The organism is Streptomyces sp. NPDC058741 (genome assembly GCF_042746715.1).
In the GTDB taxonomy this organism is placed as follows: Bacteria; Actinomycetota; Actinomycetes; order Streptomycetales; family Streptomycetaceae; genus Streptomyces.
The window spans coordinates 150,489-170,288 of sequence record NZ_JBHYQH010000008.1; the positions used below are offsets into that span (position 1 = coordinate 150,489).

A 19,800-nucleotide genomic window follows, 5' to 3' on the forward strand; every position below is an offset into this window, starting at 1 on the left:
CCCGGCGCCTACTCCGGGCGCAGTACGCCCGGGCCGGGCTCACTCCACCCTCGGACGGACCAGCCCGGTCTCGTAGGCGGTGACCACGAGCTGGGCGCGGTCGCGGGCACCCAGCTTGGCCATGGCCCGGTTGACGTGCGTCTTCACCGTCAGCGGGCTGACCTCCAGCCGCTCGGCGATCTCGTCGTTGGAGTGGCCGCCGGCGACCAGGACGAGCACCTCGCGCTCCCGGACGGTGAGCGAGTCGAGCCGCTCACCGCGGGCCGGGTCGCGGTCGCCGTCGGCGGGGTCCTCCTGGGCGAGGAAGCGGGCGATCAGGCCGGTGGTGGCCGCCGGGGACAGCAGGGCCTGGCCCCCCGCGGCGATGCGGATGGCGTTCAGCAGTTCCTCGGGCTCGGAGCCCTTGCCGAGGAACCCGGAGGCGCCGGCGCGCAGCGACCGTACGACGTAGTCGTCGACCTCGAACGTCGTCAGGATGACCACGCGGACGTCGGACAGCTCCGGGTCGGCGCTGATCATGCGGGTCGCCGCGAGTCCGTCGGTGCCGGGCATGCGGATGTCCATGAGGACGACGTCGGCGCGCTGCTCCTTGGTCAGCCGCACCGCCTCCGCGCCGTCGGAGGCCTCCCCGACCACCTCCATGTCGGGCTCGGAGTCGACGAGCACACGAAAGGCGCTGCGGAGCAGCGCCTGGTCGTCGGCGAGCAGGACACGGATGGTCATGCGGGGTCCTCCCCGGTCGGTGTGCGGCTCTTGACGGGCAGGATCGCATGGACGCGGAAGCCGCCGCCGTAGCGGGGACCGGTGGTCAGGGTGCCGCGCAGGGCGGTGACGCGCTCGCGCATCCCGAGCAGGCCGTGGCCGCCGCCGGCGGCCGGGGCCTCGTCCTCGCCGCCGCCGTCGTCGAGGACGGTGATCTCGATGCCAGGTCCGACGCGGACGACGCTGACCTCGGCCTTGGCCCGGGACCCGGCGTGCTTCTGCACGTTGGTGAGGGCTTCCTGGATGATCCGGTAGGCGGCCAGGTCGACGGCGGCGGGCAGGGTGGTGTCCTGGTCGGCTCGGGCGACCTCGATGTGCAGGCCGGCGTGGCGGAAGGTGCCGGTGAGTTCGTCGAGGCGGTCCAGGCCGGGAGCCGGTTCGGTGGGGGCCTCGGGGTCGCCCGACTGCCGCAGCAGGCCGACGGTGGCGCGCAGTTCGTTGAGCGCGGAGCGGCTGGCCTCACGGACGTGCCCGAGGGCCTCCTTGGCCTGGTCGGGGCGCTTGTCCATGACGTGCGCGGCGACGCCGGCCTGCACGTTGACCAGGGCGATGTGGTGGGCGACGACGTCGTGCAGGTCCCGGGCGATGCGCAGGCGCTCCTCGGCGACCCGGCGGCGGGCCTCCTCCTCGCGGGTGCGTTCGGCGCGTTCGGCGCGTTCGCGGATGGCCTGGACGAAGGCGCGGCGGCTGCGGACGGCGTCCCCGGCGGTGGCGCCGATGCCCGTCCAGGCGAGGATCGCGAGGTTCTCCTGGGCGTACCAGGGCAGGCTGCCGGCGGCCATCGCCGAGCCGGTCAGCACGGTCGTGGTGAGCAGGCCGACGCGCCAGGTGGTGGGGCGGTCGGTGGTGGAGGCGACGGTGTAGAGGGCGATGACGGCGGACATCGCGACCGGGGCGCGGGGGTCGCCGGTGACGGACTCGGTCACGGAGAAGGCTCCGGTGAGGGCGAGGACCGTCAGGGGCGCGTGGCGGCGGAAGGCCAGGGCCGCGGCGCCGAGGGCCATGAGGAGGAGGCTGAGGAGGTCCGGTGTGCGCAGGACCCAGCTGACGCTGTCGCGGTGCCGTGGTTCCATGAAGGAGCCGGCGACCATGCAGACCAGGACGGCGGCGGACAGGGCCGCGTCCACGGCCAGCGGGTGCGCCTTGGCCCGGCATCTGGCCCGCGCGAGTGTGCTCACGGGGGTTCACGGTAGCCGGGGTGGGTGTGCGGGGGTATGGGACGGGGGCCGGAAGGCCGGGCGGCACGAGGCCCGGGGTCAGGGACCCGGGTCAGGAACCCGGGATCAGGCCGTCGTCGCTGAGGAGCTCCCGGACGTCCTCCAGGGTGGCGTCCGGGGACGGCAGGATCAGCTCCGACGGCTCCAGGGAGTCGTCGGGGAGGGGGTCGCCCAGGTCGCGGACCCTCGTCAGGAGGGCCTGGAGGGTGCGGCGGAAACCACGGCCGTCGCCGTTGTCCATTTCCGCGAGGAGCTCGTCGTCCAGCTTGTTCAGCTCGGCGAGGTGGCTGTCGGCCAGCCTCACCTGGCCCTCCCCCATGATCCGTACGATCATGTCGCCCTCCTAGGCGTGGACCCCTACTGGCCGTCTACTGCTTGTCGAAGCGCGGAGTGTCCTGCGGCTGCTGCCGGGACTGCTGCTCGCCGGTGCCGCCCTCGATGGCCTGCTGCCCGCCGCCGGTGCCCCCGGCCAGCTCGGCCTTCATACGCTGCAGCTCCAGCTCCACATCCGTACCACCGGAGAGCCGGTCCAGCTCGGCCTGGATGTCGTCCTTGTGCATGCCGGACTGGTCATCGAGGGCGCCGGAGGCGAGCAGCTCGTCGATGGCGCCGGCGCGGGCCTGGAGCTGGGCCGTCTTGTCCTCGGCGCGCTGGATGGCCAGGCCGACGTCGCCCATCTCCTCGGAGATGCCGGAGAAGGCCTCGCCGATCCGGGTCTGCGCCTGGGCGGCCGTGTAGGTCGCCTTGATGGTCTCCTTCTTCGTGCGGAAGGCGTCGACCTTGGCCTGGAGCCGCTGGGCCGCGAGGGTGAGCTTCTCCTCCTCGCCCTGGAGCGTGGCGTGCTGGGTCTCCAGGTCGGTCACCTGCTGCTGGAGGGCGGCCCGGCGCGAGAGCGCCTCGCGGGCCAGGTCCTCCCGGCCGAGCGCGAGCGCCTTGCGGCCCTGGTCCTCCAACTTGGTGGACTGCGACTGCAGCTGGTTCAGCTGGAGCTCCAGGCGCTTGCGGCTGGTCGCCACGTCGGCGACGCCGCGGCGCACCTTCTGGAGCAGCTCCAGCTGCTTCTGGTACGAGTAATCGAGGGTCTCGCGCGGGTCCTCGGCCCGGTCCAGGGCCTTGTTGGCCTTCGCGCGGAAGATCATCCCCATACGCTTCATGACACCGCTCATGGGCTTCGCGCGCCCCCTTCTGACCGACTCCGGCTCGAGCTCCTGCGACAGAACCCACAGTACGGGCCCTGCATCCATTACCGCACTGTTCGGGGACGGATGCGCTCATCCCCGAGGACGACTGCGTGCGCTGCCGCTCCGGCGTAGGGAGTAGGTGGTCCCCGGGGTCGCCGGGGGTCCTCGTCCCGTGGGAACGGGCGGTGCGTACACAACGTCCCCTCTGTCCCCTTACTGACGTCTGGTGTTGCCGGATCGTTCCCCACGGGGCTTCGGTCCATGCCGGGAAGCCCTTACCCTTGGGTTTTGTGTTTCGTAGCCGTGCCAAGGACGAGAAGGACCGGGCCGCCGACAAGGCGCCGGTGACCGACTCCAGTCAGCCCCGTCACCCCGAGGCCCCCAAGGGCCGCCCCACGCCCAAGCGCAGTGCGGCCCAGTCGCAGCGCCGCAGCGTGGCCAACACGTCGACGACGCGCAAGGACGCCGCCAAGCGGCAGCGCGAGGAGCGCCGTGCCGCGCTGGAGCGGCAGCGCCAGGCGCTGGCCTCCGGCGACGAGCGGTACCTGCCCGCGCGGGACAAGGGACCGGTCCGCCGGTTCGCGCGCGACTTCGTCGACTCGCGGTTCAACATCGCGGAGTTCTTCCTGCCCATGGCGGTGGTCATCCTCGTGCTGAGCATGGTGCGGGTGGCCTCGCTGCAGAACATCGCGCTGCTGCTGTGGCTCGTGGTGATCGTGCTGATCGTGCTCGACTCGTTCGTCACGGCCTTCCGCCTGAAGAAGCAGCTGAACGAGCGCTTCGCCGGGGAGAACAAGCGCGGCGCCATCGCCTACGCCCTGATGCGCTCCCTCCAGATGCGCCGGCTCCGGCTGCCGAAGCCGCAGGTCAAGCGCGGAGAGCGACCCTGACCACGACGTCGTTGCCCGGGGATGCGGCACCGGCCCGGCCGGCCGAGCCGGGCGGGCTGCGCGATGTCGTCCGCCAGGAACTGGTGACGCGTCAGCTGGACGAGCAGATCGTCGGGCGGTTCCCGGTCGGGCGGCGGCTGCGCGTGCTCGATGTGGGGATGGGCCGGGGCACGCAGGCGCTGCGGCTGGCACGGGGCGGGCACCAGGTGACCGGTCTGGAGCAGGACACGACGATGGTCGCCGCCGCCCGGGAGTACCTGGCGGGGGAACCTGAGGGCATCCGCAAGCGGATGCGGATCATCGAGGGCGACGGCCGGGACACCGGCGTGCACTTCCTGCCGGGCAGTTTCGACGTGGTGCTGTGCCACGGCGTGCTCATGCACGCCGAGGAGGCGGATCCGCTGCTGGCGGGGCTGGCCCGGATGCTCGCGCCCGGCGGGCTGCTGTCCCTGCTGGTGCGCAACGGGGACGCGCCGGCGATGCGGCCGGGGCTGTCCGGCGACTGGGCGGGCGCGCTGGCCGCGTTCGACACGGGACGGGCCGACCGGCTGAAGGACCTGACGGCGACGCTCGCGGGGATCGGGGCGCCGCTGCACGCCTGGTACGGGGTGCGCGTGTTCACGGACACCGCGCGGGACGGCGCGCCGGTCCCGGCCGGCCTGGAGGCGCTGCTCGCCGTGGAGGACAAGGCCGGGCGGACGGATCCGTACCGCGGGGTGGCCGCGCTGCTGCACCTGTGCGGCGTGCGGGGCTGACTCCGCGGAAGGGGCTGACCCCACGGAAGAGGGGGTGGGCGGGGGCCGCCGGCCCCCGCCCCGGGCTCACGCCTCGGCGGCGTGCAGGCTCATCGGCCCGTAGATCTCCGTGGCGTCCTCGAACAGCCGCACCTGGTCGGCGCCGCCCTCCTGCAGGGCCTTCCAGTGCTCCCCGATCCAGGACTCGGCGTCCCCCTGGGTGGGGAACTCCTCGGGCGGCACCGCGGGCTGGACCTCCGTCCCGTCCGTCTTCTCGAACCGCCACGACCATGCCGCCATGTACGCCTCCCATGTGTGTGAGCACCCTGCACAGCGAAAGCCGGATCTTGGTCCGGCCCGGGTCCCGAGCCTATGCGCTCCGCCGGGCGGGGCGGGACAGCCGGTCGAGGGCCCCACGCCCCTTGCGGGGGTGTCTCCAGCACGCATGCCCCCTTGCGGCGGGTGAGAATCGGGGCGTGGAACTCACTCTGCTCGGCACCGGCGCCCCCGCGGGCCTCCCCCGTCCCGACTGTCCCTGCGCGGCCTGCGCCGCCGCGATCGGCCCGGCCGCCCGGGCGGCCACCGCGCTGCTCGTGGACGGGGTGCTGCTGCTCGACCTGACGCCAGGGGCCGCGTTCTCGGCGGCGCGGGCGGGGCGCTCGCTGACCGGCGTACGGCAGGTGCTGCTGTCGCATCCGCACGAGGGGCCAGCGGTGGAGGTGCCGGCCGGGCTGCCGCAGCCGGGGCGGGTGCCGGACGGGCGGGAGCTGACGCTGCTGACGGGGCACCGGGTGCGGGCGGTGGCGCTGGACGCGCCGGGCACGGGGTACGCGGTGACCGGGCCGGGGGGGCAGCGGCTGCTGTACCTGCCGCCGGGCGGGGCACCGGCGGGGCTGGAGGGGCCCGCCGAGGTCTACGACATGGTCCTGCTGGACGTCGTGGGGCGGCCGGACGCGCTGGCGAAGCTGCGGGCGGTTGGCGCGGTGGGGCCGGCGACCGACGTCGTCGCCGTGCACCTGGACCACGACGTGCCGCCGGGCCCGGAGCTCGGGCGGCGGCTCGCGGCGGCCGGGGCACGGGCCGTGCCGGACGGGACGACGCCGGCCGTGGGGGCCTACGGGGACGTCCCGGACGTGCCGCGGCGGACGCTGGTGCTGGGCGGGGCGCGCTCGGGGAAGTCGGTGGAGGCCGAGCGCCGGCTGGAGTCCTTCCCGGACGTGCTCTACGTGGCGACGGGCGGCTCGCGCAACGGGGACACCGAGTGGTCCGGGCGGGTGGCGGCGCACCGGGAGCGGCGGCCCGGGTCGTGGCAGACGGTCGAGACGTGCGATCTGGTGCCGTTGCTGGAGGCCGAGGGGCCACCCCTGCTCATCGACTGCCTGTCGCTGTGGCTGACGGACGCCATGGACGCCGCCGGGGCGTGGGACGACGCGGTGTGGGCGGAGCGGGGGGAGAAGGTGCTGCGGGAACGGGTGCGGGAGCTGACCGAGGCGGTGCGGGCGACGCGGCGGACCGTGGTCGCGGTGTCGAACGAGGTGGGCTCGGGGATCGTGCCGGCGACCGCGTCGGGACGGCGGTACCGGGACGAACTCGGGCGGCTGAACGCGGGGTTCGCGGACGAGTGCGAGCACGTGGTGCTGGTGGTGGCGGGGCAGGCGGTGGTCCTGCGGGGGTGAGGTGGACCCGTGCGGGGGGCGGGGCGCAGCGGTCCCGCACCCCGCGAGCGCCCCGGCACCGCCCGGCGGGGACCGGGTAGACGGGCTGGGCAGGCTGGACGGCCTAAAGGGGCTGAACGGGCTGGACGGGCTTGCGGGCGATCAGCCGGTAGGTGTTCGCGCAGCGGGTGCGGCGGGCCAGCGGGGCGATCAGGTGGTCCGCCGCCGCTGCCAGGGCCACCAGGGGGACGCCCGCGCGCAGCAGGACCGCGCGGAGGTACTGGTGGGTGCGGGGCGGGGGGATCGCCCGCCAGGGGGTGTCGGGGGCCGGGATGCTGTGGGAGAGGGCCAGGGCCATCGCGCCGGAGAGGTCGTGGGCGAGGTGGACCGGGCGGTGGTCCAGCGTCAGGATCTCGCAGCCGGACGCCTCCAGTTCCGCGCGCAGGTTGTGCGGGGGCAGCAGGTGGAGGTGGCGCGGCTGGTCGTAGGGCAGCCACCAGCGGCCCAGGAGCCTGGCGAAGACGCTGCGCGGGTCCAGGGTCTCGACGAGGAGGTGGCCGCCGGGCCGCAGCACGGTGAGGGCCGCGCGGAGTTCGGCCCGGGGGTCGGGCGTGCCCTCCAGGTGGTGGAGCATGCTGACCACGTCGTAGCGGGCGCGCAGCGGGGTCGCGACGCGCGGGTCCGTCAGGCGGCCCACGTGCGCCTCCTCCACGCGGTCGGCGGTGCGGGCGCGCACCACGCGCGGGGTGGGGTCCAGGCCGTCGAACGCGGTGTAGGGGAAGACCTCGCGGGCCGCGGCGGGGAAGCGGGCGTGCCCCGTGCCCACGTCCAGCCAGCTCTCCGGTTCGCCGAGGCGGCGCATCGCGCGGGCGGCGGAGCGGTGGCGGCGGCGGCCGGCGCGCAGCGCCAGCAGGCCGTCACTGGCCGCGTCGCGCGGCGCCCCGTGCACGGTCCGGTGGTAGCGGGCGAGGCCCTCGGCCGTGAGACGGGGGTTCTGGAAGGTGTGGCCGCAGTCGCGGCACTCGTCGACGGTGAAGCTGCCCGGCTGGAACTGCCGCAGGTCGCCCGTGCGCAGCCGGTTGCGCAGCCGGGCGGAGCCGCACCAGGGGCAGTCCTCGCGGCGGGGTTCGTGGACCCGGGTGGTCGCCTGGGGAGCGGGGTGCGCGGACGGGGCGGGCTGGGAGGGGCGGCGTGCGGGCATGGGCGGCTCCCGGGCAAGGGCGTACGGCAGGGACGTACCGGCGGGACGGCGAGCGAACCGTGTACGACAATCCGCTGCAAACCGGAACGTATGGGATGCCGATGCCGGGTGCAACGACGTCGCCCCGGCGGTGCGGTGATGTGGCGCCCTGCTGTTCGACCGCTGCCGGTACTGTTCGGCGAATGAGCTCGCTTAATCTCGACGACTTCACCGATCTGATCGAGCGTCCGGACGGCGGGGTGCGCCGTGACGCGGAGGCGCGCCGGGAGCGGCAGGTCGTGCCGCCGGGGTCGCTGGGCCGTCTCGACGAACTGGGTGAGTGGCTGGCGGCGGCGCAGTCGGCCGTGCCGGTGCGGCCGGTCGAGCAGCCGCGGGTGGTGCTCTTCGCCGGTGACCACGGCGTCGCCGAGCTGGGCGTCTCGGCCCGTGCGGCGGGCAGCGCGGAAGAGCTGGTGCGCGAGGTGCTCGCGGGCGGCCGGCCGGTGTCGGTGCTCGCCCGGCGCCTCGGCGTGTCGGTGCGGGTCGTCGACATGGCCCTGGACTGCGACCCCGGGGCCCTGCCGAAGGACGTCGTACGGCACCGGGTGCGGCGGGGCAGCGGACGGATCGACGTCGAGGACGCGCTGACCCCGGAGGAGGCCGAGGCGGCGTTCCGGGCCGGGGTGGCGGTGGCCGACGAGGAGGCCGACTCCGGCACGGACCTGGTGGTGCTGGGCGACGTGAGCGTCGGCGGGACCACGGCGGCGGGTGTGCTGGTCGCGGCGCTGTGCGGGGTCGACGCGTCGGTCGTCACCGGGCGGGGCGGGCTGGTGATCGACGACCTGGCGTGGATGCGCAAGTGCGCGGCGATCCGCGACGCGCTGCGCCGGGCCCGGCCGGTGCTGGGGGACCAGCTGCGGCTGCTGGCGACGGTGGGCGGGGCCGACCTCACGGCGATGACGGGGTTCCTGCTGCAGTGCGCGGTGCGGAAGCTGCCGGTGGTGCTCGACGGGGTCGTGGCGGCGGCGTGCGCGCTGGTCGGGCAGCGGATCGCGTTCCGGGCGCCGGACTGGTGGCTGGCCGCGCACGACAGCGGGGAGCCCGGGCAGGCGAAGGCGCTGGACCGGATGGCCCTGGAGCCGCTGCTCGGCCATGGCGTGACCGTCGGGGAGGGCACCGGAGGCCTGCTGGCACTGCCGCTCGTGCAGGCCGCCGCCGCCCTGGCGGCCGAACTGCCCGAGAAGCCGGAGGAGCCGGACAAGCCGGAGGAGCCTGAAGAGCCGAAGGAGCCTGAAGAGCCGGAGGCGCCCGAAGAGTCCGGGCCGTCGCAGAAGCTTGACGGCTCCGGGGCATCGCAGAAGCCCGAGCAGTCCGGAGCGTCACAGAAGCCCGAGGAGTCCGGGCCGTCGCAGAAGCCCGAGCAGTCCGGGCCGTCGCAGAAGCCCGAGCAGTCCGGGCCGTCGCAGAAGCCCGAGCAGTCCGGGCCGTCGCAGAAGCTTGACGGCTCCGGGGCATCGCAGAAGCCCGAGCAGTCCGGGCCGTCGCAGAAGCCCGAGCAGTCCGGGCCGTCGCAGAAGCCCGAGGAGTCCGGGCCGTCGCAGAAGCTTGACGGCTCCGGGGCATCGCAGAAGCCCGAGCAGTCCGGGCCGTCGCAGAAGCCCGACGGGCAGGATGTCGCCGGGGTTCCCTCCGAGCGCTGACGCGCCGGAGATCCTGATCACCCGCTCCCGGGTCAACTCCGTCCCGTCCTGACCGGGCCCTGGAACGTGGTGCCGGTTCGACGGAGTCGCCGGCCCCGCAGACGGACCGGCGCACCGACGAGGACGACCCGATGAGCACGCTCGCCCGCTGGGCCCGCGCCGACCGGGGGCCGCTGTACGCGGCGGTGCGCGGACCGCTGGTGCGGCGGCGGCGGGCGGTGCCCCTGGCGGTCGCTGGCGTGCGCCTGACGGCCGCGCTGCACGCCGTGCACACCCAGCCGTGGGGCTACCGGTTCGTGCGGGACGCGGGCGCCGTGCGGGCCGCGGACCCGCTGTGGCTCGCGCTGCTGCGCACGCCACCGTCGCTGTTCGTGCCCGCGCTGGATCTGCCGGTGTGGGGTGCGCCGGCGCGGATCCTGCCGGCCGTCGGCCTCGCGGAGCTGTGTCTGGGCCGGCGGCGCCTGCTCGCCCTGGCCCCCGCCGCCACGCTCGCGGGCACGCTGTACGCGCGGCTGGGCGTCCGGCTCGGCCCCGCGCACGCGCCGCCGGGCCTGCCCGCCCCGGACCGGTGGGTCGTGGACACCGGGCCGTCGGCGGCGGTGGTGGTGGCTCTGGCCGTCTTCCTGACCTGCCGCCACCGGGCGTACGTCACGGCGTCGGCTGTGGTCGCCGCGCTGGTGTTCGAGGTCGTCCTGAAGGGGAACCTCGTGGGCAAGGAGCACCTCGCCGTGATCGGGGCGGTGCTGGTGCTGTGCGCGGCCGGTGAGGTGCGTCAGCGGTGTTCGAGGGAGCGCGTCGGGTCGGGGTCGGGAGCGCCGCCGATCCAGTCCTGGACGGCACGTCTGGGTCCGGCCCAGCGCCGGTCGTGATGGTAGGCGCGCAGCGTCGACCGGGCCCGGGCCCTGGGGCGGTTGCGGTAGAACCGCTTGGCCCACAGGGAGGCGGGGCGGGCCAGCCGTACGGCGCCGATCAGGGCGATGAGGGGGATGACGACGCCCAGGACGGCCATGCGGACCTTGCCCTTGAACAGGGTGACGAGGGCGAAGGCGAAGTTCACGAGGATGGTCGCGAGGACGACGGCGCGGTTCTGCTGCTGGTCCTGGTTGAGGTCGTTCACGCCGAGGGGCGAGAAGCCGAGCAGGAGCAGGCCGACCAGGGAGGCGGTCAGGACGACCATCTCGACGCTCTTGCGGCCTTCGGGGGACCAGTAGACGTCGGCCAGGTGCAGCACCAGGGCGAACTCGTCGAGGACGAGTCCGGCGCCGATACCGAAGACCACCGCCGCCAGGTAGGAGCCCCAGCCGTACTGGCTGCCGGCCACCGCGCCGAAACCGCCGACGATCGTCAGGATGATCCCGGGGACCACGTGGTGGACGTGCACCCCGCCGCTGCTGATGTTGCCGAACGGGCCCTTGCCCGCGCGGATGAGGCGGGTGATGGCCCGGGTGATCAGGAAGGTCAGCACGAAGGCGACGAGGGCGAGGAGCAGGGGCATTTTGCCGGGTTCGACGATGTTCCGCTCCAGCCATCCCATAAGTGAACTCTATCCGCGGCTGCCGTCCCCGCCCTCCCGGGCTGCCGGTAGCCTGCGCCGGTGCCCAGAACCTCACCGCTCGACGGACTCCGCTTCGCCTTCGGCACGCTCACGGTGATCCCGGTCCGGGTGACCCGGTGGGACAGGGAGGCGGCGCGCGGCGGCATGTTGTGCGCCCCGGTGGCCGGGCTGGCGGCCGGCGCCGCCTCGGCCGCCGCCGGGCTGGCGCTGCTGTTCCTCGGCGCGGGCGCCCCGCTCGCCGCCGTGGCCTCGGTGGCCGTGCCGGCGGTGCTCACCCGGGGGCTGCATCTCGACGGCCTCGCGGACACCGCCGACGGGCTGGGCAGCGGCAAGCCCGCCGAGGACGCACTGCGGATCATGAAGCAGTCGGACATCGGCCCGTTCGGTGTGATCACCCTCGTCCTGGTGCTGCTCGCCCAGGTCGCCGCGCTCACCCAGGCCTACGGCGCCTCCTGGGCCTGGGGCGCCTTCGCGGCCGTCGTGGGCGCGACGGCGGCCCGGCTGGCCCTGACCCTGGCGGCCCGGTCCGGGGTGCCCGCAGCGCGGCCGGAGGGGCTGGGAGCGGCGGTGGCGGGCGTGGTGCCGTCGCGGGGTGCGCTGGCCGCGGCGGCCGCCGTCGTCGGGGTGACGGCGGCGGGGGGCGCCGTGTTCGGGCCGGGCGGCGTGATCCGGGCCGTGCTCGCGGTCGTCGTCGCCCTGGCCGCCGCCGAGGCGCTCCTGCGGCACTGCACGCGCCGCTTCGGCGGGGTCACCGGGGACGTCTTCGGCGGCCTGGCGGAGACGGCGGCGACCGTGACCCTGACCGGTCTGGCACTTGGCTGAAACCGTCTTCGCGTTCCCCTCCTGCCCGCGCCGCCCAGCCGCTATTTTCCTGCCCGGACACACAAGCGATCGGGGGACGTCCATGCCTATGCTGCGCCGTGCCGTGGCCTGGTTCATCGACTTCGCGCTGGTGGTGGCACTCGCCTCGGCGCTCGCGGTACTCACCTTCCACCGGGTCTCGGCACTCGTCACCGAGGTGCCCGAGCTGGCCACCCGGGGCGGCTTCGACCTGCTGACCTCGCGCGGCGACGTCCTCGAGGCCTCCCAGGACCTCGGGCTGCGGCTGTGGGACACGTCGGTGCTGTACGTCGAGCAGGCCTTCGGGCTGCTGGTGCTGACGGTGTTCCTCTACCAGTGGGCGTGCCTGGCGCTGGCCGGGCGCACGGTGGGCAAGGCCCTGGTCGGGCTGAAGGTCACCACGGCCTCCCCGCGCCGGGTCAGGGCGGCGCGGCGGGCCGCCGTCACCACCACCGTGGACGTCGCCGTGTACGCCGTCGCCTGCGTGCTGCTGGTGGAGGGGCAGGTCGTGCTGTCGGTGCTGGTGTGGGCGGTCGCGGTGGTGCTGTTCCTGCTGAACGCGCTGCCGGTCCTCTCCCCCGCCCGGCGGTCGCTGGCCGACCGGGTGGCGGGCACGTCGGTGACGGGGATCGGCCTCAGCATGCCTGCCGCCACGCCCCCAGTTCGTACTTCTTGAGCAGTGAACTGAGCTTCAGGCGGCGGGAGTCGGCGCAGAACCGGCGGGTGGGGACCTCGTACTCGACGTGGAAGACGGCCTTGCCCGCCGCCACGAACGGCTTCAGGGCCGCGCACTCGCCGTACTGGGCGCACTGCTCGTTGACCGCGAAGTCGAAGTCTTCGACCAGTTCCGGGATCTGGTCCAGGTCGTTCTTCAGTCCGACGGCCAGGCCCCGCTCGTGGGCGAGGCGGGCGACGAGGCGGTTGTAGCGGAGCTGGTCGGCGGCGGTGAGGGGGAAACCGGTGTCGTTGCGGTAGCCGTCCATGTTGTCGGGCTCGACCGCGTCGAAGCCCTTGTCGCGGCACATGTCGATCCGGGCGGCCATGAGCGGCTCCAGGACGTCGGTGCGGCGGATGTCGAGCCAGCGTTCGCCCTTCCAGCCGTTGCCCCGGCCGAGGACCTTCTCCGGGAACTCCCCGGCGTCCGGACGGAACTCCTCCCAGGCGCCGGTGGACAGGTAGCAGATGACCTTGCGGCCGTCGTCGTGCAGGCCGGCGACCGTGTCCGCGGAGTGGTCGAAGCCGTCGATGTCGTAGACGGGCACGTCGACGGAGGTGTCCAGGCGTCCGCTGAGCTGCCACTGCCAAGCGGTGCCGGGGCGGGGCTGCCAGCGGGGGCCGGGCTCGTCGTCGCCGGCCCTGGTGCAGCCCGCGAGCAGCACGGCGATCAGGGCGGCGGCGAGCGGGAAGGGGCGTCTCACGGGGTGTTCTCCAGGGGGTACGGCAGGGTGCCCCAAGGATGATCTCCCGAGGACCACGCCGTACGGGCGCGGGGCCGCCGCGGCGATCGCGTCCCACTGGGCGGGGCGGACGGACGGGTGCTCGTAGTACGGGACCAGGAGAGTGCTCATCGGTGGGCGGTTGCCCTTCCCAGGAGAGTGCTCATCGGTGGGCGGTTGCCCTTCCCAGGAGAGTGCTCATCGGTGGGCGGTTGCCCTTCCCAGGAGGGTGCACACCAGGGCGGCCTGGACGGCGGCGGTGCCGTACACGAGCGCACCGGCCAGGTGCGGATCGCCGGTGCGGGTGGTGAGGAGCGGGGTCTGGGCGAGGGCGGCGGCGCAGCACACCGCGGCCGCGCCGGTCACCGCGCCGAACGACTGGAGCAGCAGGCCGGTCCACAGGAGCACGCCGAGCAGCAGCAGCCCGGCCGGCCGGACACCGCCGGGGACCGGGGCGCCGGGCCACAGGGCGGCGGCGAGGCTCAGCGCGAGCAGGGCGACGAGGGAGACGGCCAGGCACCGCACGAGGGTGAGGACGGTGACGTGCCGGAAGGCGCGGGCGCTGCCGCTGGCGCGCAGCCCGGCGAGACTGGCGCTGCGAAAGCGGTGCGGCAGAACGACTCGGTGATCCTGGGGCGGCCGGCGTCGTTCAGGTCGATCGTCGTGTACGGGACGCCCGTGCTCCTGAGCTGGGCGGTGACGGCCCGGACGGGGCTGTCGCCGTTGTCGACCACCAGCACCCTCAGGTCGACGCGCGGGTCTTCCGCGGCCGCCGCTCCCGGGGCCACCGCCCCGGCCGTGATCTGCCGTGTCCAGTCCCAGCACCCGCCACGCCCCGCCCCGCCCCGGAACGCCTCCCCGACGGTCCGCCCCTCCAGCGCGGCCGCACCGGGCGGGCGTACGGCGCGGCCTCCAGGTTCGTCGTGTCCGCGCTGGTCAGCGCCTGGTGTGGGCTCTGCCTCCCACGTATGTGCTCGGGGCGCCTGCCGCCGTCATCGCGGCGGCCGTGCCTCTCCGTCCGCGCGCACGCTGCGCCATGGTCCCTCCCCCTTGAAGATCCCCCGGCTCCCCTTGCGGCCGAACGCAGGAGGATCCGTGGAGATCACGCAAAGCGGCGAGCAGGGCGCTCACCGGATCACGCCGAGTGTGACCCAGTTCACCGGCGTGAGGGATCAAGAAGTGGCCACCGTGCCACCGGCCGGTGAACGCCCGCAGGAATGAGCGAAACGGGCCACGCGCGTAGTCTCGTCGTCGAGTGTTCGCCGCACCGGGGATGGCCCCGCTGCATCCGCGCCCTGAGGTCCGCATAGGGTCGGCTGTCGGGCCCGGTCGACCCACACCGTTCGACCACCGCAACTTCACATCGGAAGCGAGATTTCACCACCGTGACTGCTCTCACTCTCAGCACCTCCGCGGCGCCCGGCCTGCGGGCCGACGCGATTGTTATCGGTGTCGCCAAGGGTGCCCAGGGGCCGGTCGTCGCACCGGGCGCCGAGGCCGTGGACAAGGCGTACGACGGCCGGCTGGCCGGCGTCCTGGAGACGCTCGGCGCCTCGGGTGCCGAGGGCGAGGTGACGAAGGTCCCGGCACCGTCCGGTTTCAAGGCCCCGCTCGTGCTGGCGGTTGGCCTCGGCGCGGTGCCCGAGAAGGACGGCGGCTACGACGCCGACGTCCTGCGCAAGGCAGCCGGCGTGGCCGCCCGTGCCCTGGCCGGCGCGAAGAAGGCCGCCTTCGCCCTGCCCCTGGCCGACGCCGCGGACGCCACCGCGATCGGCGAGGGCGCGCTGCTCGGCGCGTACACCTTCGACGCGTACAAGGCCGACGGCAAGGACCCCGTGGCGAAGAACGGCAAGGCCCCCCTCGCCGAGGTCGCCCTGCTCGGCGGCAAGCCCCGCGACAAGGCGTACAAGGCCGCCGTCGAGCGTGCCGTCGCCGTGTCCGAGGAACTCAACCGCGCCCGCGACCTGGTCAACACCCCGCCCAACGACCTGAACCCCGAGTCCTTCGCCGCGATCGCGCAGGCCGCTGCCAAGGAGCACGGCATCAAGGTGCAGGTGCTCGACGAGAAGGCCCTGGCCAAGGGCGGCTACGGCGGCATCCTCGGCGTCGGCGCCGGCTCGGCCGCCACCCCGCGCCTGGTGAAGCTGTCGTACACCTCCTCCAAGGCCAAGAAGCACCTCGCCTTCGTCGGCAAGGGCATCACCTACGACTCGGGCGGCATCTCGCTGAAGCCGGCCGGTCACAACGAGACGATGAAGTGCGACATGAGCGGCGCCGCCGCGGTGTTCGCCGCCGTCGTCGCCGCCGCGCGGCTCGGCCTGGAGGTCAACGTCACCGGCTGGCTCGCCCTGGCGGAGAACATGCCCTCCGGCTCCGCGACCCGTCCGGGTGACGTGCTGCGGATGTACAGCGGCAAGACGGTGGAGGTGCTCAACACCGACGCCGAGGGCCGCCTGGTCCTGGCCGACGCGCTGTGGGCCGCGTCCCGGGAGAAGCCGGACGCGATCGTGGACGTGGCGACGCTGACCGGCGCGATGGTCCTGGCGCTGGGCAACCGGACGTTCGGGATCATGGCCAACGACGACTCCTTCCGCGCGGCGCTGCACGAGGCGGCCGAGGAGGTCGGCGAGCCGGCGTGGCCGATGCCGCTGCCGGAGCACCTGCGCAAGGGGATGGACTCGGCCACGGCCGACATCGCGAACATGGGCGAGCGGATGGGCGGCGGCCTGGTCGCCGGTCTCTTCCTGCGCGAGTTCGTCGGCGAGGGCATCACGTGGGCGCACCTCGACATCGCCGGACCGGCCTTCAATGAGGGCGGGCCCTTCGGGTACACGCCGAAGGGCGGCACCGGCAGCGGTGTGCGGACGCTGGTGCGGCTGGCGGAGCTCACGGCTGCCGGGGACCTGGGCTGACCTTCGTCTGAGAGCCCGCCCTCTTCCGTCGCACGGCGACTGCGGGGGGCGTGGGGACTGTTCGCGCAGCTCCCCGCGCCCCCGGCGGAAGTGGGGCGTCTCACACAGCAGCCCGGCGTCTCCTTGTGTGCCGACAAGTGCGAAGATGGGCCACGGCAGGACAGGGCCCCACCGAAGGGCCGAAGAACGAGCGGCCGGACACCAGCCGCCTGCCGGTCGGTGACGACCGGCGTACGGCGCACATGCATGGAGGACGTGACGTGGCGAACGACGCCAGCACCGTTTTCGACCTAGTGATCCTCGGCGGTGGCAGCGGTGGATACGCCGCGGCCCTGCGCGGGGCGCAGCTGGGCCTGGACGTCGCCCTGATCGAGAAGGACAAGGTCGGCGGCACCTGCCTGCACAAGGGTTGCATTCCCACCAAGGCCCTGCTGCACGCGGGCGAGATCGCCGACCAGGCCCGCGGGAGCGAGCAGTTCGGTGTGAAGGCCTCGTTCGAGGGCATCGACATCGCCGGGGTCCACAAGTACAAGGACGGCGTGATCGCCGGTCTGTACAAGGGCCTGCAGGGCCTGATCGCCTCCCGGAAGGTGACGTACATCGAGGGCGAGGGACGCCTGTCCTCCCCGACCTCCGTCGACGTGAACGGACAGCGGATCCAGGGCCGTCACGTGCTGCTCGCGACCGGCTCCGTGCCCAAGTCGCTGCCCGGCCTGGAGATCGACGGCAACCGGATCATCTCCTCCGACCACGCCCTCGTGCTGGACCGCGTGCCGAAGTCCGCGATCATCCTCGGCGGCGGTGTCATCGGCGTCGAGTTCGCCTCCGCCTGGAAGTCCTTCGGCACCGAGGTCACGATCATCGAGGGCCTGAAGCACCTCGTCCCGGTCGAGGACGAGAACTCCTCCAAGCTCCTGGAGCGCGCGTTCCGCAAGCGCGGCATCAAGTTCAACCTGGGCACGTTCTTCCAGAGCGCCGAGTACACCCAGGACGGCGTCAAGGTCACCCTCGCCGACGGCAAGCAGTTCGAGGCCGAGATCCTGCTGGTGGCCATCGGCCGCGGCCCGGTCTCGCAGGGCCTGGGCTACGAGGAGCAGGGCGTCGCGATGGACCGCGGCTACGTCCTGGTCGACGAGTACATGCGCACGAACGTGCCGACCGTCTCCGCCGTCGGCGACCTCGTCCCGACGCTGCAGCTCGCGCACGTCGGCTTCGCCGAGGGCATCCTGGTGGCGGAGCGCCTGGCCGGCCTGAAGACCGTCCCGATCGACTACGACGGTGTCCCGCGGGTGACGTACTGCCACCCCGAGGTCGCCTCCGTCGGCATCACCGAGGCCAAGGCCAAGGAGATCTACGGTGCGGACAAGGTCGTCGCCCTGAAGTACAACCTGGCCGGAAACGGCAAGAGCAAGATCCTGAACACCGCGGGCGAGATCAAGCTCGTCCAGGTCAAGGACGGTGCCGTCGTCGGCGTCCACATGGTCGGCGACCGCATGGGCGAGCAGGTCGGCGAAGCCCAGCTGATCTACAACTGGGAGGCGCTGCCCGCCGAGGTCGCGCAGCTCATCCACGCCCACCCGACGCAGAACGAGGCGATGGGCGAGGCCCACCTGGCCCTGGCCGGCAAGCCGCTCCACGCGCACGACTGACCCCTCGGTCGACGAACGCGACGACACAGACTTCCGCACTTCCCGTAAGGAGCAACCGAAACCATGGCGGTTTCCGTAACCCTTCCGGCGCTCGGCGAGAGCGTCACCGAGGGCACCGTCACCCGCTGGCTGAAGGCCGAGGGTGAGCGCGTCGAGGCCGACGAGCCACTGCTCGAGGTCTCCACCGACAAGGTCGACACCGAGATCCCCTCCCCCGCCTCCGGCGTGCTGTCCTCCATCAAGGTCGCCGAGGACGAGACGGTCGAGGTCGGCGCCGAGCTGGCCCTGATCGACGACGGCAGCGGCGCGCCCCCTGCTGAGGCCCCGCAGGCCGAGCAGACCGCCGCGCCCGCTCCCGAGCCGGCCGCGGCCGCACCGTCCACCGAGCAGGCCGCCCCGGCGCCCGCTCCCAGCGCCGAAGCCGCCGCCGGCGGCGGTTCCGCAGAGGGCACGGACGTCGTCCTGCCCGCGCTCGGCGAGTCCGTCACCGAGGGCACCGTCACCCGCTGGCTGAAGTCGGTGGGCGACACCGTCGAGGCCGACGAGCCGCTGCTGGAGGTGTCGACGGACAAGGTCGACACCGAGATCCCCGCCCCCGCCTCCGGCACGCTGCTGGAGATCGTGGTCGGCGAGGACGAGACCGCCGAGGTCGGCGCCAAGCTGGCCGTCATCGGCGAGGCGTGTGCCGCTCCGGCCGCCGCCCCCGCGCAGGAGGCCCCGGCCCCCCCGGCCCAGCCCGAGCCCACCCCGGCTCCGGCCCCGGCGCAGCCCGCCCCGGCCCAGCAGGCCCCGGCCTCGCAGGCCCCGTCGGCCCCGGCGCCGCAGCAGCAGGTCACCCCGGCTCCCGCGCCGGCCCCGGCCGCTCCGGTGCCCGCCCCGGCTCCGGCCCAGGCCCCGGCCGCCGCCAAGCCGGCCGATGACGGCGCCTACGTCACCCCGCTGGTGCGCAAGCTCGCCGCCGAGCAGGGTGTCGACCTGTCCACCGTCAAGGGCACGGGCGTCGGCGGCCGCATCCGCAAGCAGGACGTCGTCGCCGCCGCCGAGGCAGCGAAGGCCGCCGCCGCCCCGGCTCCGGCCGCCGCCGCTCCGGCCCCCGCGAAGAAGGCCACGGCGCTGGAGGCGTCCCCGCTGCGCGGCCAGACCGTCAAGATGCCGCGGATCCGCAAGGTCATCGGCGACAACATGGTCAAGGCGCTGCACGAGCAGGCGCAGCTGTCGTCGGTCGTCGAGGTCGATGTCACCCGCCTGATGAAGCTGCGCGCCCGGGCCAAGGACGCGTTCGCGGCGCGCGAGGGCGTCAAGCTCTCCCCGATGCCGTTCTTCGTCAAGGCCGCGGCCCAGGCGCTGAAGGCCCACCCGGCCGTCAACGCGAAGATCAACGAGGCCGAGGGGACCATCACCTACTTCGACACCGAGAGCATCGGTATCGCGGTGGACTCCGAGAAGGGCCTGATGACCCCGGTCATCAAGAACGCCGGTGACCTCAACCTCGCCGGCATCGCCAAGGCAACGGCCGACCTGGCGGGCAAGGTCCGCGCCAACAAGATCACCCCGGACGAGCTGTCCGGTGCGACCTTCACCATCTCCAACACCGGGTCGCGCGGCGCGTTGTTCGACACGATCATCGTGCCGCCGGGCCAGGTCGCGATCCTCGGCATCGGCGCCACGGTCAAGCGCCCCGCCGTCATCGAGACGGAGGAGGGCACGGTCATCGGCGTCCGCGACATGACGTACCTGACCCTGTCCTACGACCACCGCCTGGTGGACGGCGCCGACGCCGCCCGCTACCTGACGGCGGTCAAGGCCATCCTGGAGGCCGGCGAGTTCGAGGTCGAGCTCGGCCTCTGACCTTCCGCGGTACGGCTGTACGGTGCCCCCGCTCGGATCATCTCCGGGCGGGGGCACTTCGCTCGGGGGCGCGGGGAACGGCGCGATCAGCAACCGACGGCCCGCGGCCGCCCACCCGTCGGGCACGCCGGGACCGAGGCGCCACCCACCCCGTGTGCAACTGGTCTCACCCGCGTGCAAGCACCCCCACCCGTCCCACCCGCGCAGCGAACCGGCCGTATTGTCTAAACGTCGATCCCGA

Annotated in this window: 19 protein-coding genes and 1 pseudogene; 11 read left to right on the forward strand and 9 right to left on the reverse strand. The window is 73.8% G+C overall.

Features of this window, described 5'->3' with window-relative positions; all coding sequences use genetic code 11:
• Positions 1–39: 39 nt before the first annotated feature.
• The 4 genes from ACFW6P_RS09505 to ACFW6P_RS09520 form a co-directional block, all read right to left on the reverse strand.
• Positions 40–723: a response regulator gene (locus ACFW6P_RS09505; RefSeq protein WP_386355060.1), complete on the reverse strand. Its 684-nt coding sequence runs from the start codon at positions 721–723 to the stop codon at positions 40–42.
• The gene (locus ACFW6P_RS09510; protein WP_386355057.1) at positions 720–1,940 is read right to left on the reverse strand and encodes a sensor histidine kinase; all 1,221 of its coding nucleotides are present in this window, start codon (positions 1,938–1,940) and stop codon (positions 720–722) included. The genes ACFW6P_RS09505 and ACFW6P_RS09510 overlap by 4 nt, the downstream gene beginning before the upstream one ends.
• A gap of 91 nt (positions 1,941–2,031) precedes the next feature.
• Positions 2,032–2,313 (reverse strand): hypothetical protein, encoded by a 282-nt coding sequence (locus ACFW6P_RS09515; RefSeq protein ID WP_386355054.1) that lies wholly within the window; start codon positions 2,311–2,313, stop codon positions 2,032–2,034.
• 34 nt (positions 2,314–2,347) lie between these two features.
• Positions 2,348–3,133: a PspA/IM30 family protein gene (locus tag ACFW6P_RS09520; RefSeq protein WP_386355052.1), complete on the reverse strand. Its 786-nt coding sequence runs from the start codon at positions 3,131–3,133 to the stop codon at positions 2,348–2,350.
• A 317-nt stretch (positions 3,134–3,450) separates the two neighbouring features.
• Between ACFW6P_RS09520 and ACFW6P_RS09525 the strand changes: the two genes are divergently transcribed.
• Both ACFW6P_RS09525 and ACFW6P_RS09530 read left to right on the forward strand, forming a co-directional pair.
• Positions 3,451–4,050: a DUF3043 domain-containing protein gene (locus ACFW6P_RS09525; protein ID WP_386355050.1), complete on the forward strand. Its 600-nt coding sequence runs from the start codon at positions 3,451–3,453 to the stop codon at positions 4,048–4,050.
• 83 nt (positions 4,051–4,133) lie between these two features.
• Positions 4,134–4,805, forward strand: a complete 672-nt coding sequence (locus ACFW6P_RS09530) for a class I SAM-dependent methyltransferase (RefSeq protein WP_386355201.1) — start codon at positions 4,134–4,136, stop codon at positions 4,803–4,805.
• A 66-nt stretch (positions 4,806–4,871) separates the two neighbouring features.
• Here the strand turns inward: ACFW6P_RS09530 and ACFW6P_RS09535 are convergent, their stop codons facing one another.
• Positions 4,872–5,084 carry a hypothetical protein gene (locus ACFW6P_RS09535; RefSeq protein ID WP_386355048.1) on the reverse strand — a complete coding sequence of 71 codons (213 nt, stop codon included), beginning with the start codon at positions 5,082–5,084 and terminating at the stop codon, positions 4,872–4,874.
• Between the two features lie 176 nt (positions 5,085–5,260).
• On the opposite strand from ACFW6P_RS09535, the gene ACFW6P_RS09540 reads away from it, so the two are divergent.
• On the forward strand, positions 5,261–6,460 hold the full coding sequence (locus ACFW6P_RS09540) for a bifunctional adenosylcobinamide kinase/adenosylcobinamide-phosphate guanylyltransferase (RefSeq protein ID WP_386423318.1): 1,200 nt from the start codon (positions 5,261–5,263) through the stop codon (positions 6,458–6,460).
• Between the two features lie 103 nt (positions 6,461–6,563).
• On the opposite strand, the gene ACFW6P_RS09545 is transcribed toward ACFW6P_RS09540, so the two are convergent.
• A complete protein-coding gene (locus ACFW6P_RS09545) occupies positions 6,564–7,640 on the reverse strand; it encodes a class I SAM-dependent methyltransferase (RefSeq protein WP_386355043.1) in 1,077 nt (358 codons plus the stop codon).
• Between the two features lie 182 nt (positions 7,641–7,822).
• Between ACFW6P_RS09545 and cobT the strand changes: the two are divergent.
• Together cobT and ACFW6P_RS09555 are read left to right on the forward strand one after the other, a co-directional pair.
• Positions 7,823–8,896: pseudogene (gene cobT / locus ACFW6P_RS09550) on the forward strand (nicotinate-nucleotide--dimethylbenzimidazole phosphoribosyltransferase); the annotation flags it as partial.
• A 554-nt stretch (positions 8,897–9,450) separates the two neighbouring features.
• Positions 9,451–10,188, forward strand: a complete 738-nt coding sequence (locus ACFW6P_RS09555) for a hypothetical protein (RefSeq protein WP_386423320.1) — start codon at positions 9,451–9,453, stop codon at positions 10,186–10,188.
• Here ACFW6P_RS09555 and ACFW6P_RS09560 read toward each other — a convergent pair.
• Positions 10,092–10,853 (reverse strand): hypothetical protein, encoded by a 762-nt coding sequence (locus ACFW6P_RS09560; RefSeq protein WP_386423322.1) that lies wholly within the window; start codon positions 10,851–10,853, stop codon positions 10,092–10,094. The genes ACFW6P_RS09555 and ACFW6P_RS09560 overlap by 97 nt on opposite strands.
• Before the next feature lie 60 nt (positions 10,854–10,913).
• On the opposite strand from ACFW6P_RS09560, the gene ACFW6P_RS09565 reads away from it, so the two are divergent.
• Both ACFW6P_RS09565 and ACFW6P_RS09570 read left to right on the forward strand, forming a co-directional pair.
• Positions 10,914–11,696, forward strand: a complete 783-nt coding sequence (locus ACFW6P_RS09565; protein ID WP_386355034.1) for an adenosylcobinamide-GDP ribazoletransferase — start codon at positions 10,914–10,916, stop codon at positions 11,694–11,696.
• Between the two features lie 82 nt (positions 11,697–11,778).
• The gene (locus ACFW6P_RS09570; protein ID WP_386355031.1) at positions 11,779–12,390 is read left to right on the forward strand and encodes an RDD family protein; all 612 of its coding nucleotides are present in this window, start codon (positions 11,779–11,781) and stop codon (positions 12,388–12,390) included.
• Here ACFW6P_RS09570 and ACFW6P_RS09575 read toward each other — a convergent pair.
• Together ACFW6P_RS09575 and ACFW6P_RS09580 are read right to left on the reverse strand one after the other, a co-directional pair.
• A complete protein-coding gene (locus tag ACFW6P_RS09575; protein ID WP_386355028.1) occupies positions 12,350–13,282 on the reverse strand; it encodes an endo alpha-1,4 polygalactosaminidase in 933 nt (310 codons plus the stop codon). The two genes, ACFW6P_RS09570 and ACFW6P_RS09575, sit on opposite strands and share 41 nt — an antisense overlap.
• A gap of 66 nt (positions 13,283–13,348) precedes the next feature.
• On the reverse strand, positions 13,349–13,675 hold the full coding sequence (locus ACFW6P_RS09580) for a hypothetical protein (protein ID WP_386423324.1): 327 nt from the start codon (positions 13,673–13,675) through the stop codon (positions 13,349–13,351).
• Between the two features lie 570 nt (positions 13,676–14,245).
• Between ACFW6P_RS09580 and ACFW6P_RS09585 the strand changes: the two genes are divergently transcribed.
• The 4 genes from ACFW6P_RS09585 to sucB all read left to right on the forward strand — a co-directional run bounded on the left by ACFW6P_RS09585 (position 14,246) and on the right by sucB (position 19,559).
• Positions 14,246–14,371: a hypothetical protein gene (locus ACFW6P_RS09585; RefSeq protein WP_386355023.1), complete on the forward strand. Its 126-nt coding sequence runs from the start codon at positions 14,246–14,248 to the stop codon at positions 14,369–14,371.
• A gap of 164 nt (positions 14,372–14,535) precedes the next feature.
• Positions 14,536–16,062: a leucyl aminopeptidase gene (locus ACFW6P_RS09590; RefSeq protein WP_386423326.1), complete on the forward strand. Its 1,527-nt coding sequence runs from the start codon at positions 14,536–14,538 to the stop codon at positions 16,060–16,062.
• Positions 16,063–16,322: 260 nt separating this feature from the next.
• Positions 16,323–17,711, forward strand: coding sequence for a dihydrolipoyl dehydrogenase (lpdA, locus tag ACFW6P_RS09595; protein ID WP_386423328.1), 1,389 nt, complete (start codon positions 16,323–16,325; stop codon positions 17,709–17,711).
• Between the two features lie 63 nt (positions 17,712–17,774).
• On the forward strand, positions 17,775–19,559 hold the full coding sequence (gene sucB, locus ACFW6P_RS09600; RefSeq protein WP_386423330.1) for a 2-oxoglutarate dehydrogenase, E2 component, dihydrolipoamide succinyltransferase: 1,785 nt from the start codon (positions 17,775–17,777) through the stop codon (positions 19,557–19,559).
• Positions 19,560–19,800 lie beyond the last annotated feature (241 nt).